Source organism: Caldinitratiruptor microaerophilus (genome assembly GCF_025999835.1).
GTDB lineage: Bacteria > Bacillota > Sulfobacillia > Symbiobacteriales > ZC4RG38 > Caldinitratiruptor > Caldinitratiruptor microaerophilus.
The window spans coordinates 2,243,189-2,258,591 of record NZ_AP025628.1; the positions used below are offsets into that span (position 1 = coordinate 2,243,189).

Sequence of the window (15,403 nt, forward strand, 5' to 3'; positions counted from 1 at the left end):
GCACCATGTAGTTCCTTTTCTTAGATGTAGTGTACCCTATCTAGACTCATTCTGTACAGGGGTGAGAACCGTTCGCAGGAGCCGGGCGATCGGAGCAGAATCGAGGAGGGTATGGACGAGCAGCAGAAGCCGATGCCCCCCGAACTGCGGGCAGCCGCTGTGTTCCGCGAACACCCACGCTGGCAGGTCGTCGACCACTCCGGGACCCCCGCCCGGGGACCGCTCGAGGACACGTTCGCGTGGGAAGAGAGGTCGCTGGAGGCGGTCGGTCGGGGGGAGGACCTCCCGCTCCTGCACCTGTGGCGCCACGAGAAAGCGCTGGTGCTCGGCTACCGGGACACCCGGCTGCCCCGCTGGGCAGAGGCCGCCGAGGCGCTGCGCGCCGAAGGCTACGAGGTGCCGGTCCGGCTGTCGGGCGGCACGGCGGTGCCCCTCGACGCCGGCGTCCTGAACGTCTCCCTCGTCTACCCGGCGCGGGCGCTCCGGATCGAGGACGGCTTCGACGCCATGTACGCCCTTCTGCGGGTCGCCCTGGCGGGCCTGCGGCTGCGCGCCACCCGGGGGCTCGTTCCGGGCGGGTACTGCCCGGGCGACAGCGACGTGGCGGTGGGCGGCCGGAAGGTCGCCGGCATCGCGCAGCGCCGCCGGCGCCTGGCTTCCCTGGTCCATGCCTTCGTGCTGGTCGAGGGGGAGGGCGCCTCCCGGGCGGGGCTCGCTGCCCGCTTCTACGCCCTCGCCGCGCCCGGGGTCGACCCCGGGCCTCCCGGCAAGGGTCCCTATCCGGAGGTCCACCCCGAAGCGGTGCAGAGCCTCTCGGAGGCGGCGGGCCGGCCGGTGCGCGTCGGTGAGCTGGCCGGAGCGCTCGCCGCTCTCCTGGCCCCGCACTAGCCTCCCGGCAACCGCACCCCGTCCCAGGGCCGGGCGGAGGGGCGCAGCGCGGGCCGGAGCTCCGGTTCGGACAGCATACGCAGGAAGTTGCTCACCGGCAGCGGCCCGAGGTCGTGCTTCCGGACGAGACGCTCCAGGAAGGGCGCCATGCGCGCCGGGTCGGCGGAGGCGTTGGCGCCCGCCTCGTCGACCGCCACCAGGACGCTCGCCTCGGGGATCCGCCGCACCCGCCGCCCCGGCGCCGCCCGGAGCCACCAGTCCCAGTCCCAGTAGTCCCGCACGGTCACGTCGAAGAGGCCGAGCTCGTCGTGGAGCGCGCGCCGGTACAGCGCCGACGACGGAACGATCGTGTTCCACCGCCGCAAGAGCTGTGGATCGAAGTCGAAGGCGAAGGCGAACAGCTCCCGGCGCAACGGCACGCGCCCTCGGGGAGTCCACCGCAGCACGACCAGCTCGGCATCGGTGTACGCGAGGTCGGCCCCGGCCTCCGCGGCCGCCACCAGGCTGCCGAGGTGGCCCGGCAGCCAGAGGTCGTCGTCGTCGCACAGCGCGATGAGCTCCCCGCGCGCCAGCCGCAGCCCCTCGTTACGGGCTGCGGCGTGGCCCGCGTTCTGCGGCAGGTTCACCAGGCGCACCGGCAACTGCGGGTGCTTGGCCAGCGCGGCGTCGACCGGGGGTCCGCCGTCGTTCACCACGATGCACTCGAAGTCGCGGTAGTCCTGGGCAGCGATGGCCCCCAGGCACTCCGCGAGCGCTTCCGGGCGCCGGTAGGTCGGGATCAGGATGCTCACCTTCGGGGCCACGGGCCGTCACCCCCTGCAGGGCTCTGGGGGAACCGGGGCTCGCCCGGGCATCGGGGTGAGATTCGAGGTCGCCCGTCCGGGTCCTCCTTCTCTGCCTGGCGCGCCCGCTACGGGGCGAAGATCGGCGAGAAGACGATCGGGACCGCGCCCCACGGGCCGGTCACGCCGAACAGGGCGCCGCGCTCCATGGCCAGGCGCTCCAGGCGGTCGAGCACGGCCGGCTCGTAGCCGGGGACATAGCCCAGGGCTTCGGCACGCTCGGCGGTCACGATGGCCCGGCGGGGATCCACCCCCCGGCCCACGAGGTAAGCGGCCACGGCCGCCTGCGCGATGGCGTGGATCGGCGAGGCACCGTAGACGAGTTCGGCCGTCGCATGCTGGATGACCGGAACGACCGACCGCAGCTCTCGAGCGGTCACCCGCTCCATGCTATCCCCCCGTCCTGAGGCGTGTCCTCTGCATATTATGTCGCCACGGGAGCACGTGACCCGGCGGCCGCGGTCCACCCGCGGCGCCGGGCGTGACCGCCGGGATGACCCCTCGAGATCGGCCTCCCGGGCGAAATCTCTGGCCCACGGTTCCAGCGCGGAGGTGCCGGCCTTGCTCGTTTCGGAAACGGCCCCTGATTCTGTCAGTGGCCTCCACTGCATCACCGGCCTCGTGCTCCTCGACGCCACGGAGCGCGTCGGGGTGATCACCGGGCGGGTCTTCCCACGCCTGGGCGACGGCATACCGGTTCGGCAGGTGGTGGGACCGGCCGGCGGGCCGGTCCCACTCACGGAGGTCGACGGAGAGAACGCGACGGTCTGTGGGCGGTTCGCCGTCCAGGACGGCGAGGTGGTGCTCGACGTGCGCCGGGTCATCCCCCGGCAGCGGGGGGTGAGCCCGCTCGTCCTCGTCGTGGCGCTGATCCTCCTCCTGGCCCTCCGGAACTGAGCCGTGCTTGCAGGACGGGCAGGCGGCCCGTCCTGCGGCGCGTCCGGGGCCGGACTGCGTGCCGACCGGTGAGGTTCACGCGGGACGGTCCGCGTCGCCGGCGGTTCCCCCGGCGGCCCGCACATCCCGGCGCAGCGCCCTCACCTCGTCGATGAGGTCGCGGAGGGCGGCGTAGATCAGGAACAGGACGAAGAGGCCGGCCAGGTCGAGCACGAGGAAGAGCGTCAAGGCGCGTCCCCCCCGTGCCGACGCGCCATGCCTTGCAGAGCAGGGACGGGCGTCTGTCGCGTGGCGAGCGCCTGACCGATCCCGTAACCGGCCAGGATGCCGCCGATCTGTCTGACTCCACCCCTCAGCAGGGGATCCACCCAACCCAGGCGCGAGAACAACCCGATCAGGCGCTCCTCCACGTACAGATCCGCCAGGACCAGACCCGGCAGCGCGTAGAGGAGAAACACGCCCCAGCGGAAGCGCCCGGCCGACCTGCCATCGGGCCACCAGGCCGGTGCAGCGAGTAGAAAACCGAGAAGGACCAGCAGCGCGAGGCGCACGGCCTCGAGGTGCCAGGCCATCGTGAACGTGCGAGCGAGGTGAGCCCCGATCGCTGTGTCTACCCGCCCCACCACGTAGGGCAAGACGAGCGCCGCCGTCACCGCGAGGAGATGCGGGATCCGGTCTCGCATGGCTTCTCACTCCCCGTAAGTCAGATGCTGCCGGCGGGCCGCGCGTTCCGCGGAGTCGGGCTTGACAACTCCGAACACATGTTCTATGCTCTCGGTACACACCGAAGAGGGGGCGCGTGGATGCCCCGGCCCACCGTGCACGAGATCGAGTGCAAGTCGGTTCTCAACCGCGTCACCGGCATGCCGTTCGCCTGGTCGGCGAACCCGTACCGGGGGTGCGCGCACGCGTGCATCTACTGCTATGCGAGGGAGACCCACACCTACCTGGACCTCGACCCCGGCACGTCTTTCCAGGAGGTGCTCTTTGCCAAGGTCAACGCCCCGGCGGTGCTGCGGACGGAGCTCGCCAGGCCCTCGTGGACGCATGAGCACGTGGTGGTCGGCACCGCGACCGACCCCTACCAGCCCGTGGAGGGGAAGTACCGCCTCACCCGCCGCATCCTGGAGGCTTTGGCCGAGTTCGCCACCCCTGCGTCCGTGACGACCAAGGGCACCCTCGTGGTGCGCGACATCGACGTCCTGCAGGATCTCGAGCGCCGGGCAGGCGCAGCCGTGAACGTGACCGTCACCACGCTCGACCGGGTCCTGTGGCGCCGGCTCGAGCCCGGCGCCCCGCCGCCCGAGAAGCGGCTGGAGGCCGTGCGGCGGCTGGCCCGGGCCGGCATCCCCACCGGGGTGTTCGTCGCCCCTGTGCTGCCCGGACTCAACGACTCGGCCGCCAGCCTCCGCCAGGTCATCCGGGCGGCCGCCGAGGCGGGTGCCCGCAGCGCCATCGTGAGCCCGCTCCGGATCGATCCGGCGGTCCGGGAGTACCTCCTGGAGATCCTGGGCGAGTTCTACCCCGCCCTCGCCCGGCAGTACGAGGCCTTCTACCGCGGGCGCACCACCGCGCCCCCGGAATACCGCCAGCGCCTGACCGCGCGGGCCGAGGCGATCCGGGTGGCCGCTGCACTGGGTTGTGATGTCCACCCGGCAAGCCGGGCGGAGCAGCGGGGAAGGGCGGCTCCCGGCCCAGGTTCCCGGCCGTGCGGCCAGGGTCCGCAGCCGCCCCGCGCAGCCACGCGGGTCGTGCAGGCGCGCCTCAAGTTGTAGCGCACATCGTTGGCTCATCGGCACCAGACCCGCCACCCACGAAGGTTCCGACGGGACTGGCCTCGACCGGCCGGTATCGGGCCTTGCCGCCTACCGGGAATCCTGTACGAATACATGGAGGCTGGTGTCAACACCGTGGGAGGCGGTCACCCCCACCCAGCCGGGGCCCTCGAGTACCTGCATCACGGCCCCCGGGACGCCGGTGTCCAGCACGCGGCCATCGGGCAAGAGGAGCCGGAGGCCGGCGGGCGCGCCGCGGCGGTCCCGGGCGGCGAGAAGGATCCCCTCGCCGACACGGGGCGTGAAGACCTGCTCGAGCGCCGTCACCGAAGAAAGGCCGCTGATGATCTTCTCATGCCCTTGGTCACCGACGATCCGGATTGTGGGCTGCTCGCCCTCCGACTCGCCGAAGACGACAACCGTGCGCCCGTCCGGCGCGTAGCTGACCCCGTAGGCCTGTCCCAGCCGTCCCAGAGCGCGGACGCCGCCCTCTCGCCAGTTCCACTCCAGCAACTGGGCGGGGCCGAGCACGGGCAGGCCTTCCGGGTCCCGCCTGCCCATGTCGGAATGGCAGATGAGGAGAAGCCGGTCCACTTGGGGCGACCACAGCCAGTCCGTGAGCAGCCATCCGGGGTCCGACTTGAAGACCGCCTGCTCCGCCCCTTCCGGGTCGAGCACGGCGACGCGCTGCACGGCCATCCAGTCCGCGACCCCGGAATAGAGGAAGTAACCGGGGCCGCGCCCGTCCCCGACCCCTACTGCCAAGTGGCGCCCATTCGGCGCCCAGCGCGGCGTCGCGAACGACCGGCCCGGCCGCCCGACGGCCTGCACGGCTCCACCCGCCAGGTCGACAAGCCACAGGACAGCTGAACCATCCTCTGGACCACGCAGCACGAAGGCCGCGCGCCGCTCGTCCCCGCTCCAGGACGCGCCGACCACGTGCAGCTCACGGTCGCGAGGAGGGGTGGTTCGGAGCGGCCTCAGTTCCCAGCGGGCGATGTCCAGAACCTCCGCGCGGAAGTCCGGCCGGACGATCAGAACCTGGGTTCCGGTCGGGGAATGGAACGTGGCCCTGGGCGCCTGCCCGGTGCCACCGGTGGCGTGAATGGGCGGCCGCTCGTCGAGGCCGGTCTCGACGTCGATGCGGTGCCACGCCGAGGCACGCCAGTCCTCCCCGGGCGCCATCACGGTAAGGGTGTCCTCGTCAACCCACCCCACCGGGATGAAACCGGACCGCCCCGGAACCGGGCGCGCGGTGGCACCGTCCTGGAGTTCGGCCCACGAGAGCGCGTCTGACTCGGCCTGGAGATCGAACCGGGCAAACTGCATCGCCAGCCGCCGGCCGTCCGCTGAGAGGGCCAGCGCCGGGTATCCGTTCGGCAGGGGGCGAATGCGGTAGTGCCGGGCGCCGGCGAGGTCGGGCAGGGCCTCCACGACCAGCGACCCAGTGAGTCCGGGAGGAACGATCTGATCATCGGTCCGCGCGAGCTCCTGCGATCCGTGCACCCCAGGCGAGCCCGGAGAAGCCGGAGGACTGCAGGCAACCGTCGCGAGAAGGCCGAGCATCACCGTGGTGGCCACCGTCAGACGCCGCCCCAGATGCGGCATAGGCCCCACTCCTTCCCCGCGGGCCGCCGTGTCTGGCATGATCCCCGTTCCCCCCTGGACGGCTCTTTTCCTGTCATGGTAGACTGCAGCCAACACAAACGAGGCGTCCTGGTGGCCCGACGCGGGCTGAAAAGGGAAGGCGGTGCGAATCCGCCACGGTCGCGCCACTGTGACCGGGGAGCAACCCGGCGTGATGCCACTGCCGTCCGGCGCAGACGGTGGGAAGGTGCCGGGAAGCGGTGATCCGGAAGTCAGGAGACCTGCCAGGACGTCGGCCCGGCTTCTCCCCGCGGGCTGGGAGGGTTGCGGCTGCCCCCGCCGCCGTGTTGGCGTGCGAGGCAAACCCGCACGTGCTCGGCAGCCACCCCCGGCCCTGACGCGAGCCGGGGGTGTGCCGTTCGGCGAGGCGATCCGTTCGGCAGCGGGAGAGCCTCAGCCAGCGGAAGGGGGCAGGCGAATGTCCGAAACCCGAGGGCGGGTGCTCATCTACACCGGCGACGGAAAGGGCAAGACGACGGCGGCCATGGGCCAGGCGGTACGGGCGGTCGGCGCCGGCATGAAGGTGCTGATGATCCAGTTCATCAAGGGGAAGTGGAAGGTGGCGGAGATCGACGGGCTCCGGCACCTCCCGAACTTCGAACTGCGGCGGCTCGGGCTCGGATTCACCATCCCCGAGCGACGGGTCGGGCCGCTAGGGGAGCACCAGGCAGCCGTGGAGGCCGCCTGGAGGCAGGCGCGTGAGGAAGCGATGTCCGACCGGTGGGACCTGGTGATCCTCGACGAGATCTGCAACGTCGTCTCCGACCCGGACCTGAACTGCATCGTGAGTACCGAGGACGTGCTCCGTCTGCTGCGGGAACGTCCGGCCCGCCTGCATGTGGTGCTGACCGGCCGAGACGCCCCACCGGAGCTGGTCGCGGCGGCCGACACCGTGACGGAGATGGTGGCGGTCAAACACGCCTACCAGGCTGGCATCCGGGCTCAACGGGGCATCGAGTTCTGAGGGGTTTGTGGTGGTGCAGAGGTGCCACATGCCCGCGCGGACGATCATGATCCAGGGGACCGCCTCGAACGTCGGCAAGAGCCTGCTGGTGACGGCGCTGTGCCGCATCTTCCGGCAAGACGGCTGGCGCGTGGCGCCCTTCAAGTCCCAGAACATGTCCAACAACAGCTACGTCACGCCGGACGGCCTCGAGATCAGCCGCGCCCAGGGCGTGCAGGCGGAGGCGGCAGGCGTGCTGCCCACGGTGGACATGAACCCCGTCCTGCTGAAACCTGCCGGAGACGACGCGTCCCAGGTGGTCATCCACGGGCGGCCCTACGCGACCATGAACTTCCGAACCTATCGACAGGAGGGCTACGCGGTGGCGGCCGCGGCCATCCGGGAGTCCCTCGACCGGCTCCGGGCCCGGTACGACGTGGTGGTCCTGGAAGGGGCGGGCTCACCCGCCGAGGTGAACCTGCGCGACCGCGAGCTCGTCAACATGCGCATCGCCGCCTGGGCAGAGGCCCCGGTGCTGCTGGTGGCAGACATCGACCGGGGAGGGGCGCTGGCCGCCCTGGTCGGCACCTTGGAGCTGCTGGAACCGGTGGAGCGGGAGCGGGTCGCGGGGCTGGTCATCAACAAGTTCCGCGGCAACCGCGCCCTGCTGCAGCCGGCGGTCGACTTCCTGGAGCGGCGTACCGGCAAGCCGGTCCTGGGCGTGCTGCCCTACCTCGACGTCGACCTGGAGGCCGAAGACGCGGTCGTGGTGGACGATGCCGCCCGGCACACGCCCGGCGACAGCCGGGGCGAGGGGCACCTGCGCATCTGCGCGATCCGGCTCCCCCACCTCAGCAACTCCACGGACCTCGACCCGCTGCGCCACTCACCCGGCGTCCGGGTGTTGTGGGTGCGGGCGCCCTCCGAGCTGCAGGGCGCCGACGCCGTGGTGATCCCCGGAACCAAGAACACGGCCGCCGACCTGCGCTGGCTCTGGCAGACCGGCCTGGGCACCGCCGTGCAGCGGCTGGCGGCCCGGGGCGTGCCGGTCGTGGGCATCTGCGGAGGCTACCAGATCCTGGGGAGGCGGGTGCTGGACCCCGGACAGTACGAGTCGCCGCACCGGGAGACGCCCGGCCTCGAACTCCTGGACGTGGAGACGGAGTTCGCACCGGCGCGCGAGAAGACCACCCGCCGCACCGCCGCCGTGGCGGTGGGTGGGCAGGGCCCCTTCGCGGGGCTGCAGGGCGCCCGGGTGGCCGGGTACGAGATCCACATGGGCCGCACCCGCCTGGGGGTAGACGCCCGGCCGCTGTTCACGGCCCCGGACGTGCTCGCCCCGGAAGACCCGGCGGCAGGCGACGCCCTTGGCGCCAGCGACGCCTCCGGGCAGGTCTGGGGCACGTACCTGCACGACGTCTTCCACAACGACGATCTCCGGCGCGCATGGCTCGCCTGGCTCTGGCGCCGGCGGGGGCTCGAACCGATGGAGACAGGGCCGGATCGCGCGGCGCTCCGCCGGGAAACGACCTTCGACCGCCTGGCCGCCTGTGTGCGATCCGAGCTGGACATGGCCCGCATCTATGCCATCATGGGGCTCCGGTAGCCGATGTGGCCCCCGGTTCGGCGCACACGCTACGGCTACAGGTCGCACCGGGGGATCGGAATTGACGTCACGACGGGAACAGGTGCGGAACCGACTGGAGTTCTTTCACGATCAGGCCCACCAAACGGCGGAGCGCCTCGAGCACCTCGCGGAGCGGCTGCCCGTGCCGATCCGGCCGGAATCGGTGACCTACGGAAGAGACCTCGCCCCCTGGAAGAACGAACACGACCGGTTGGCGCGGGACTGCCCTCTCCGGGTTCGTTCCGGAGTCCAGCGGGTTGGGCTCCCTTCCCCGTTGACGCCGCCCGGTCGCGAAAGGTACCATGACCGACAGGTTTTCAGCCGAACGCCCGCCGGGGCGGCGGCCCGCTGCGGCCCGCGCAGGCCGCCCCGCCAATCAAGACGGGAGGTGCTTCATGGGCAAGAACGCAAGCCGGCGCTCGAAGGCCACCCGCGCCGGCGGTGGTCCCGGCCAGGCGAGCGCTTCCCCGCCGGACGCTACCCGCTGGGTGGTGCCGATCGCGGCCCTGGTCGGGGTCGCGCTCCTCGCAGTCGTGATCCTCGCCGGCCGGCCGGGAGGCCCGCGTCCCCTGGCCGTGCTGCGGACGAACGACTTCCACGCGCTCGCGTTCCGCCCCGACAACCCGGACGTGGTGTACTTCGGCCACCACAACGGCGTCATGCGCAGCGACGACGGCGGCCGGACCTGGCGGCCGGTGATCGAGCGGCCGAACTTCGATGCCATGGGGCTGGCCGTCAGCCGGGCGGACCCGCAGGTCCTCTACCTGGCCGGGCACGACATCCTCCAAGTCAGCCGGGACGGCGGCGCCACGTGGGAGCCGATCGCCCACGATCTCCCCGGCACCGACGTCCACGGCTTCGCCCTGGCACCGGGCGACCCGGAGCGCCTGTACGCCTTCGTGGTCGGCCACGGGCTGTTCCGGAGCGAGAACGGCGGCAGGAACTGGGAGCGCCTCACGGGCAACGTGCCGGGGGACGTCACGTCGCTGACCGCCGCCAGCGGGAACCCGCCCGTGCTGTACGCGGGCAGTGCGAGCGCCGGGGTCCTCCGAAGCGCCGATGGCGGCCGCAGCTGGAGCCCCCTGGCGGGCCTCGCCAGCGGGACCGCGCTGGCGCTCGCCACCGACCCCGCTGCGGCGCAAACCGTCTACGCCGCCGTTGACGGCACCCTCTACAAGAGCACCGACGGCGGCACCACCTGGAGCCGTCTCGCCGTCCCACGGGGGATGGTCGTGTCGCTGGCCGTCAGCCCGGCCCGGCCGGGACGGGTGCTGACCGTCACGGTGGACGGGCGGCAGGGGCTCGTCTACCGCAGCGAGGACGGGGGCGCGACCTGGGGCCAGAGCAAGCCATGACCGGAAGCGCACAACATGACCGGAAGCGCACAAGGGCCGCCGCCCGCTGCCGGGCGGCGGCCCCGTCTTCTCCCCTCGCTCTGCCTACTCCGCCTTGACGACCTTCAGCGTGCCCCGCTGCCCGAGCTGGGCGTGACCCGGGATGTCGCAGAGGAACTCGTACGTACCGGGTTCATCGGCGTTCAGTTCCACGGTGCGGCTGGCGCCGGGGGCGATGCCCACCAGCCGCAGGTTGAGCTCCGGGATGGCGAAGTTGTGCGGGACCGTCCCCTCGTTCTTGACGGTGAGGACCAGCCGCTTGCCCGCCTCCACCTCGATCTCCGCTGGCTCGATCTTCCACTCGGTGATCGTCGCGGTCACTTCGACCTTCGCCGCGCCGGGCTGCGCCGGGGCATCGGGAACCTGGTCCGTCCCGCCGGACCCCCACGGGCCGTACCCGCCCCACATCGCGGCGTGCATGCCCGCCATCCACTGGGCGGCCGCCTCCGGGTCGCCGCCGTGGACCTGGGCGTGCATCCGGCCCATCTGGCGGAAGACGTCCGGTTCCACGTTGGCCGCATCGCCGGAGCCCCACCACGGGCCCATCATGAAGCCCCACCGGCCGGGACCGGGGCCCCACGCCGCCGCCGCCACCGGTGCACGGGCAAGGGTGAGGGCGCCGGCCACCACCAGGGCGGCGGCACCGCCAAAGATGATCCACCGCTGCTTGCGCGTCATCGGGCATCCTCCTGTTCGCTGTCCGGCTGCTTGCCGTTTCGTGCCCTCATCATACCCCCGGGGTGTACGGACCGTGTGGATCCCGTGTGGAGATTTCGTGAACGCCCCGATCCCCCATCCGGGTGATGGCGGCTCACCCGTTCGGAGTATGGCTGGAATCTCCCGTCCCGCTTAGGATGAGTCGTAACAAAAGGTATGGTCCAGGCGAGGAGGGGGTCGCGATGCCCTTGGTCCGCCTCCCCAGCCTGCGCGTCCGCATCATGGTCTCGGCCGCCGTGGCCGTGGCCGTGCTCCTCCTTTCGCTCGGCGGCGTGGCGACACGGATCCTCCACCACCAGGCAGAGGACGTCATGCGGGAACGCCTGCGCGTAGCGGAACTGGCGGCATCCAGGCTCGACGCCGCCCTCGCCGCCGACCTCGGCCGCCTCCGCGCGCTGGCGGGCACCGAACCGGTCCGGCCCCTGGCGGTGCAGATCTTCAACCTGGGAATCCTGCGGCTCGACCAGGACGGCCGGGTGCTCTGGTACAGCCCGGGCCGGTCCGGCGGTGATGCGCCGGCGCTGGCCGGGACTCTGGTCGGTACGCAGGCCTTCCAGACCGCACTGCGCGCGGGCCGGACGGCGTGGACCGACCTCACGCGCACGCCGGCGGGCCAGCCCGTGGTGGCGGTGCTCGAGCCGGTACCCGGGGCCGGCGGCCGGCCGGCCGGCGTGCTCGCAGGCGTGATCGACCTCGGCGCGCGCGGCCTGGAGCCCTTCCTGGCCGGCACGCTCCCCGGAGGCAACACCGCCCACGTGGTGCTGGTCGATGGGGACGGTTGGGTCCTGGCAAGCACCGGGCCGATCCCTCCGTATACACGGGACGAGCACCCCGAGTTCTTCTCTGCACTCATCCGGTCAGGGATGCCCCAGATCGGCCGGACCGATGACGGAGCCGGGGACACGCTCCCCCACGTCATGGCCGCGGCCCCGCTGCGCGTCGCCCCCTGGGCGGTCAGCGTGGGCCAGGCCGAACGGGAGGCCATGGCGCCGGTGAGCCGGCTGCGCTGGCTCCTCATCCTCTTCGGCGCTGCGGCCGTGCTGCTCGCCATCCTCTACTCCTGGTGGGACACCGGCGCGGTCATCGAGCCCCTGGCTCGCCTCACCCGGGCAGCCCAGGAGGTCGCCCGGGGGAACCTGGACGAGCCCGTCCGGGTGGAGCGCAGGGATGAGATCGGCACCCTGGGAGAGGCGTTCGAAACCATGCGACTCCGCCTGCGGGAAGCCCGGGAGGAGCTGCAGCGGGCCCTGGAGGAGGCGAAGCGGCGCGAGCAGGAGGCCGCGGCGCTGTACCGCGTGGGGAGCGAGATCCTCTCGTCGCTCGACCTGGAAACCATCCTGCAGACGGTCGTCGACCAGGCCCGCACCCTGCTCGGGGCCGAGGTCGCCGTGCTCTGCCTCGAGGAGGACGGTAGCCTGCGCGTGGCGGCCGCCAGCGACCCGGGCGGGCGGCTCCAGACAGAAGGCGCGGTGGAGACCGCTCGCAGACCCGACACCGCGCTGTGCGCGGGGTGCCCCGCTCCGGCGGTCGCGTGGCTACCCCAGCGGGCGTCGGCGACCCTGTCGGCCGGCAACCGGACCATCGGCTTCCTGTGCGCGGGGGGGCAGAACCCGGTCGGCCCCGTGGAGTCGCGGCTCCTCGCCGGACTCGCAAACCAGGCTGCGATCGCCATCGAGAACGCGCGCCTTTACGAGAACGTGAAGACGCTGGCGGTGTACGAGGAGCGGGACCGCATCGCACGGGAGATGCACGACAGCGTGGCGCAGTCGCTCGGTTACATGTACTCCCGGCTGCGTCTCCTCCAGGACCGCTACCCGCAGGACCGGGAACCGGCGCTGTGGGCCGACCTCGACGACCTGGCCCGGGTCGCCTCCGCCAGCTACGACGAGGTCCGGTGGGCCATCTTCGGCCTCCGGACCGGCCGCCCGCACCGCGCGGGTCTCCTGTCGGCGCTCGCGGGCTACGTCCGGGATTTCACCACCCGTACCGGCGTCCGCGCCGAACTCGCCGGGGAGACCCTGGGGCGGGTCGCCCTGGCGCCCGAGGCCGAGGCGCAGCTCGTCCGGATCGTCCAGGAGGCCCTCACCAACGTGGCGAAGCACGCCGCCGCCACGCAGGTCTGGGTGCGCGTGGAGGCCCGCGGGGACTCCGTCCACGTGGTGGTGGAGGACAACGGCGTCGGGTTCGAGCCCGGTGCGAAGGCCGGGCAGGACGGTCACTACGGCCTTGCCACGATGCGAGAGCGTGCGGAGAGCGTCGGGGGGCACCTGGAGATTGACACCGCGCCCGGCGCCGGCTGCCGGGTCCACATCGCCATGCCGCTCGTTCACTGACTCGTTGTCCTGAGGAAGGGAGGCGGCCCCAGTGGGGACCATCCGGGTCTGTCTGGTGGACGACCACACGCTGGTGCGGCGGGGTATCGCCGCGCTGCTGGCCGGCGATCCGGAGATCGAGGTCGTGGGCGAGGCGAGCGACGGTCTGGAGGCGATCGAGCTCACGCGGGCGCTCCGGCCGGACGTCGTCCTCATGGACATCCGCATGCCCGGGTGCGACGGCCTGCGCGCGACCCGGATCATCAAGCAGGAGATGCCCTCCGTGCGGATCGTCGTGCTCACCGTTTCCGAAGACGACGAGGACCTCTTCGAGGCGGTGAAGGCAGGAGCCCAGGGTTACCTCCTCAAGCGCATGGAGCCCCGGGACCTCTGCGCCATGGTGCACAGCGCCTACCGGGGCGAGGCCCCGATCGCACCGGCCATGGCGGCGCGGATCATCCAGGAGATCAGCGGAGGCCCGCGCCCGGACGTCCGGGAGCGTGACGAGGAGGTGCTCTCTCCCCGGGAGCAGGAGGTGCTGGCGCTGGTCGCCCAGGGTCTCGCCAACAAGGAGGTGGCCGCCCGGCTGGGGATCAGCGAGTACACGGTTCGCAACCACCTCCGCAGTGTCCTGGAGAAGCTGCACCTGCGGAATCGGGTGGAGGCGGCCGCCTACGCTCTCCAGCGCGGTCTGGCAGCGCCACCTGCCGACCCCGGGCCGCGGGGGCCCGGACCGGTCTAGGGCTAGCGTGGTTCATCTGTACCATTCCAGGGCGTTCAGGGGGTCATCTGAACCAGGATGGCCCCCTTCACTTTTGCCCCGGCAAGATCGCCCACCCCGGGAATGGGCCCCGTGCCTGCCCCCCGGTAGAAAGGAAGTGAGCCGGCCCGGGGGCCGAGCTTCAGGAGACGGAGGAGGTATCGTCCCGTGCGAAACGTGGCCGCTTTCCTGGCGGCGTTCGGCGTGGTGATGGGGACAGCGGCCGGGGCATTCGCCCTGACCCAGAACCGGGTCCAGGCGTCCCCCGGGTCCGCCGCCCCGCTGCTGCCGCCGGGTCCCCCGACGGAGCGGCAATTCACCGTCACCATGGTGATGTTCGGGGGCGAGGAGAACGAGGTGCACCGGTGGACGCCTGGCACGCTGGTGGCGCGGGTCGGTGACCCGATCACCCTCCGCGTGCTGAACGCGGACGTCGACTGCGCCAAGTACCCGCACGGTTTCGCCCTGACCGCCTTCGGCATCGACGTCCCGGCGATCCAGGTGGGGGAGGAGAAGACGTTCACGTTCACCCCCGACAAGCCCGGCGTCTTCGAGTTCAAGTGTTCCAACAAGGATTGCGGAAAGGACCACGACCGGCAGACGGGTCAGCTCCTCGTCCTGCCGTAGGGGGCGTCGCTGTCATGACGGACGTATCCCGGCGCCGGTTCCTGGGCCGTCTGGCTGCAGCAGGGGCAGGCGTGGCCGCCAGCACCCTGTTGCCCAAGGTGGACCTGGCCGCACACGAAGCGGCCGGCGTCGCCACGTCCCCGATCGGGCTCTCGGGCGAGGGGTTCGCCTTCACCGCCGACGCGTCGAACACCGGCCGCCTCATCCGCTGGGGGGCGGGGGTGGCCCAGGCCGCGGAGACAGGCAACCCGCCCGAGGCGGGAAACACCCACAACCATCGGGGCTTTCCGTACCACGTGCCGGCGACCAAGCAGTGGGTGATGGTCATCGACCTCGCTCGCTGCAACGGGTGCGGCGACTGCCAGGTGGCGTGTGGCGCGTTCCACCGCGTGCCACCGGGGCAAGAGTGGATCAAGATCTTCAAGCTCAAGGACAGCGAGGACGGCACCCCGTACTGGTTCCCCCGGGTGTGCATGCAGTGCGACAACCCGCCGTGCGTGAAGGTGTGCCCGGTGGGCGCGACCTTCAAGCGGGAGGACGGCATCGTCCTGATCGACCAGGACCGGTGCATCGGGTGCCGTTTCTGCCTCGCCGCCTGCCCGTACTCGGCCCGGTACTTCAACTGGGGCGAGCCGCCGGAGTCGCCTGAGGAGAAGGCCGAGCCGTACAACATCGAGATGAACACCCCGCACCGCCGGGGCGTCGCCGAGAAGTGCCTGTTCTGCCCGACGCTGACCCGGCAGGGCAAGCTCCCCGCCTGCGCCGCCGCCTGCCCGATGGACGCGATCTACTTCGGCGATCGGAACGAGGACGCCGTGACGAACCGGATCGGGGAGACCCTGAAGCTCTCCGAGATCCTGGAGCAGGGCGCTTACCGGTACCAGGAGGAACTCGGCACCGAGCCGCGGGTGTACTACCTGCCGCCGCGGGGCCGCCGCTACCCGCCGCCGGCCGAGTCCCCGGCCCGGGTCTGA

16 protein-coding genes and 1 riboswitch are annotated in these 15,403 nt (G+C 71.8%); of the genes, 10 read left to right on the forward strand and 6 right to left on the reverse strand.

Annotated features, from left to right (window positions below):
- Positions 1-111: 111 nt before the first annotated feature.
- Positions 112-888: a lipoyl protein ligase domain-containing protein gene (locus tag caldi_RS10825; protein WP_264841779.1), complete on the forward strand. Its 777-nt coding sequence runs from the start codon at positions 112-114 to the stop codon at positions 886-888.
- Here the strand turns inward: caldi_RS10825 and caldi_RS10830 are convergent.
- On the reverse strand, positions 885-1,691 hold the full coding sequence (locus caldi_RS10830; protein ID WP_264841780.1) for a glycosyltransferase family 2 protein: 807 nt from the start codon (positions 1,689-1,691) through the stop codon (positions 885-887). The genes caldi_RS10825 and caldi_RS10830 overlap by 4 nt on opposite strands.
- Positions 1,692-1,798: 107 nt before the next feature.
- The gene (locus caldi_RS10835; protein ID WP_264841781.1) at positions 1,799-2,119 is read right to left on the reverse strand and encodes a hypothetical protein; all 321 of its coding nucleotides are present in this window, start codon (positions 2,117-2,119) and stop codon (positions 1,799-1,801) included.
- A gap of 172 nt (positions 2,120-2,291) precedes the next feature.
- Between caldi_RS10835 and caldi_RS10840 the strand changes: the two genes are divergently transcribed.
- Positions 2,292-2,627 (forward strand): hypothetical protein, encoded by a 336-nt coding sequence (locus tag caldi_RS10840; protein ID WP_264841782.1) that lies wholly within the window; start codon positions 2,292-2,294, stop codon positions 2,625-2,627.
- A gap of 75 nt (positions 2,628-2,702) precedes the next feature.
- Here caldi_RS10840 and caldi_RS10845 read toward each other — a convergent pair whose 3' ends face one another.
- Positions 2,703-2,855 (reverse strand): hypothetical protein, encoded by a 153-nt coding sequence (locus tag caldi_RS10845; protein WP_264841783.1) that lies wholly within the window; start codon positions 2,853-2,855, stop codon positions 2,703-2,705.
- On the reverse strand, positions 2,852-3,310 hold the full coding sequence (locus caldi_RS10850; RefSeq protein WP_264841784.1) for a hypothetical protein: 459 nt from the start codon (positions 3,308-3,310) through the stop codon (positions 2,852-2,854). The genes caldi_RS10845 and caldi_RS10850 overlap by 4 nt, the downstream gene beginning before the upstream one ends.
- A gap of 120 nt (positions 3,311-3,430) precedes the next feature.
- Between caldi_RS10850 and caldi_RS10855 the strand changes: the two genes are divergently transcribed.
- A complete protein-coding gene (locus tag caldi_RS10855) occupies positions 3,431-4,402 on the forward strand; it encodes a radical SAM protein (RefSeq protein ID WP_264841785.1) in 972 nt (323 codons plus the stop codon).
- A 90-nt stretch (positions 4,403-4,492) separates the two neighbouring features.
- Here caldi_RS10855 and caldi_RS10860 read toward each other — a convergent pair whose 3' ends face one another.
- Positions 4,493-6,010 carry a TolB-like translocation protein gene (locus caldi_RS10860; RefSeq protein WP_264841786.1) on the reverse strand — a complete coding sequence of 506 codons (1,518 nt, stop codon included), beginning with the start codon at positions 6,008-6,010 and terminating at the stop codon, positions 4,493-4,495.
- Between the two features lie 92 nt (positions 6,011-6,102).
- A riboswitch (cobalamin riboswitch) is annotated at positions 6,103-6,292 on the forward strand.
- 175 nt (positions 6,293-6,467) lie between these two features.
- Here caldi_RS10860 and cobO point away from each other — a divergent pair.
- The 3 genes from cobO (at position 6,468) to caldi_RS10875 (ending at position 9,974) form a co-directional block, all read left to right on the forward strand.
- Positions 6,468-7,013: a cob(I)yrinic acid a,c-diamide adenosyltransferase gene (cobO, locus tag caldi_RS10865; protein WP_264841787.1), complete on the forward strand. Its 546-nt coding sequence runs from the start codon at positions 6,468-6,470 to the stop codon at positions 7,011-7,013.
- A 28-nt stretch (positions 7,014-7,041) separates the two neighbouring features.
- The gene (locus caldi_RS10870; RefSeq protein ID WP_264841788.1) at positions 7,042-8,598 is read left to right on the forward strand and encodes a cobyric acid synthase; all 1,557 of its coding nucleotides are present in this window, start codon (positions 7,042-7,044) and stop codon (positions 8,596-8,598) included.
- Between the two features lie 416 nt (positions 8,599-9,014).
- Positions 9,015-9,974 carry a WD40/YVTN/BNR-like repeat-containing protein gene (locus caldi_RS10875; protein ID WP_264841789.1) on the forward strand — a complete coding sequence of 320 codons (960 nt, stop codon included), beginning with the start codon at positions 9,015-9,017 and terminating at the stop codon, positions 9,972-9,974.
- An 84-nt stretch (positions 9,975-10,058) separates the two neighbouring features.
- Here the strand turns inward: caldi_RS10875 and caldi_RS10880 are convergent, their stop codons facing one another.
- Positions 10,059-10,691 (reverse strand): cupredoxin domain-containing protein, encoded by a 633-nt coding sequence (locus caldi_RS10880; protein ID WP_264841790.1) that lies wholly within the window; start codon positions 10,689-10,691, stop codon positions 10,059-10,061.
- Between the two features lie 221 nt (positions 10,692-10,912).
- Here caldi_RS10880 and caldi_RS10885 point away from each other — a divergent pair, with 221 nt between their 5' ends.
- The 4 genes from caldi_RS10885 (at position 10,913) to caldi_RS10900 (ending at position 15,403) form a co-directional block, all read left to right on the forward strand.
- Entirely contained in the window at positions 10,913-13,063 is a 2,151-nt protein-coding gene (locus caldi_RS10885; protein WP_264841791.1) for an ATP-binding protein, read from the forward strand.
- A gap of 31 nt (positions 13,064-13,094) precedes the next feature.
- Positions 13,095-13,784 carry a response regulator gene (locus caldi_RS10890; protein ID WP_264841792.1) on the forward strand — a complete coding sequence of 230 codons (690 nt, stop codon included), beginning with the start codon at positions 13,095-13,097 and terminating at the stop codon, positions 13,782-13,784.
- A gap of 186 nt (positions 13,785-13,970) precedes the next feature.
- Positions 13,971-14,429 (forward strand): cupredoxin domain-containing protein, encoded by a 459-nt coding sequence (locus caldi_RS10895; RefSeq protein ID WP_264841793.1) that lies wholly within the window; start codon positions 13,971-13,973, stop codon positions 14,427-14,429.
- Between the two features lie 14 nt (positions 14,430-14,443).
- Positions 14,444-15,403, forward strand: a complete 960-nt coding sequence (locus caldi_RS10900) for a 4Fe-4S dicluster domain-containing protein (RefSeq protein WP_264841794.1) — start codon at positions 14,444-14,446, stop codon at positions 15,401-15,403.

Bases quoted from the DNA above. Each gene is read 5' to 3' on its own strand.
- cobO (WP_264841787.1), top strand. From the start codon at position 6,468: ATGTCCGAAACCCGAGGGCGGGTGCTCATCTACACCGGCGACGGAAAG.
- caldi_RS10855 (WP_264841785.1), top strand. From the start codon at position 3,431: ATGCCCCGGCCCACCGTGCACGAGATCGAGTGCAAGTCGGTTCTCAAC.
- caldi_RS10850 (WP_264841784.1), bottom strand. From the start codon at position 3,310: ATGCGAGACCGGATCCCGCATCTCCTCGCGGTGACGGCGGCGCTCGTC.
- caldi_RS10885 (WP_264841791.1), top strand. From the start codon at position 10,913: ATGCCCTTGGTCCGCCTCCCCAGCCTGCGCGTCCGCATCATGGTCTCG.
- caldi_RS10835 (WP_264841781.1), bottom strand. From the start codon at position 2,119: ATGGAGCGGGTGACCGCTCGAGAGCTGCGGTCGGTCGTTCCGGTCATC.
- caldi_RS10875 (WP_264841789.1), top strand. From the start codon at position 9,015: ATGGGCAAGAACGCAAGCCGGCGCTCGAAGGCCACCCGCGCCGGCGGT.
- caldi_RS10870 (WP_264841788.1), top strand. From the start codon at position 7,042: ATGCCCGCGCGGACGATCATGATCCAGGGGACCGCCTCGAACGTCGGC.
- caldi_RS10900 (WP_264841794.1), top strand. From the start codon at position 14,444: ATGACGGACGTATCCCGGCGCCGGTTCCTGGGCCGTCTGGCTGCAGCA.
- caldi_RS10880 (WP_264841790.1), bottom strand. From the start codon at position 10,691: ATGACGCGCAAGCAGCGGTGGATCATCTTTGGCGGTGCCGCCGCCCTG.
- caldi_RS10860 (WP_264841786.1), bottom strand. From the start codon at position 6,010: ATGCCGCATCTGGGGCGGCGTCTGACGGTGGCCACCACGGTGATGCTC.
- caldi_RS10825 (WP_264841779.1), top strand. From the start codon at position 112: ATGGACGAGCAGCAGAAGCCGATGCCCCCCGAACTGCGGGCAGCCGCT.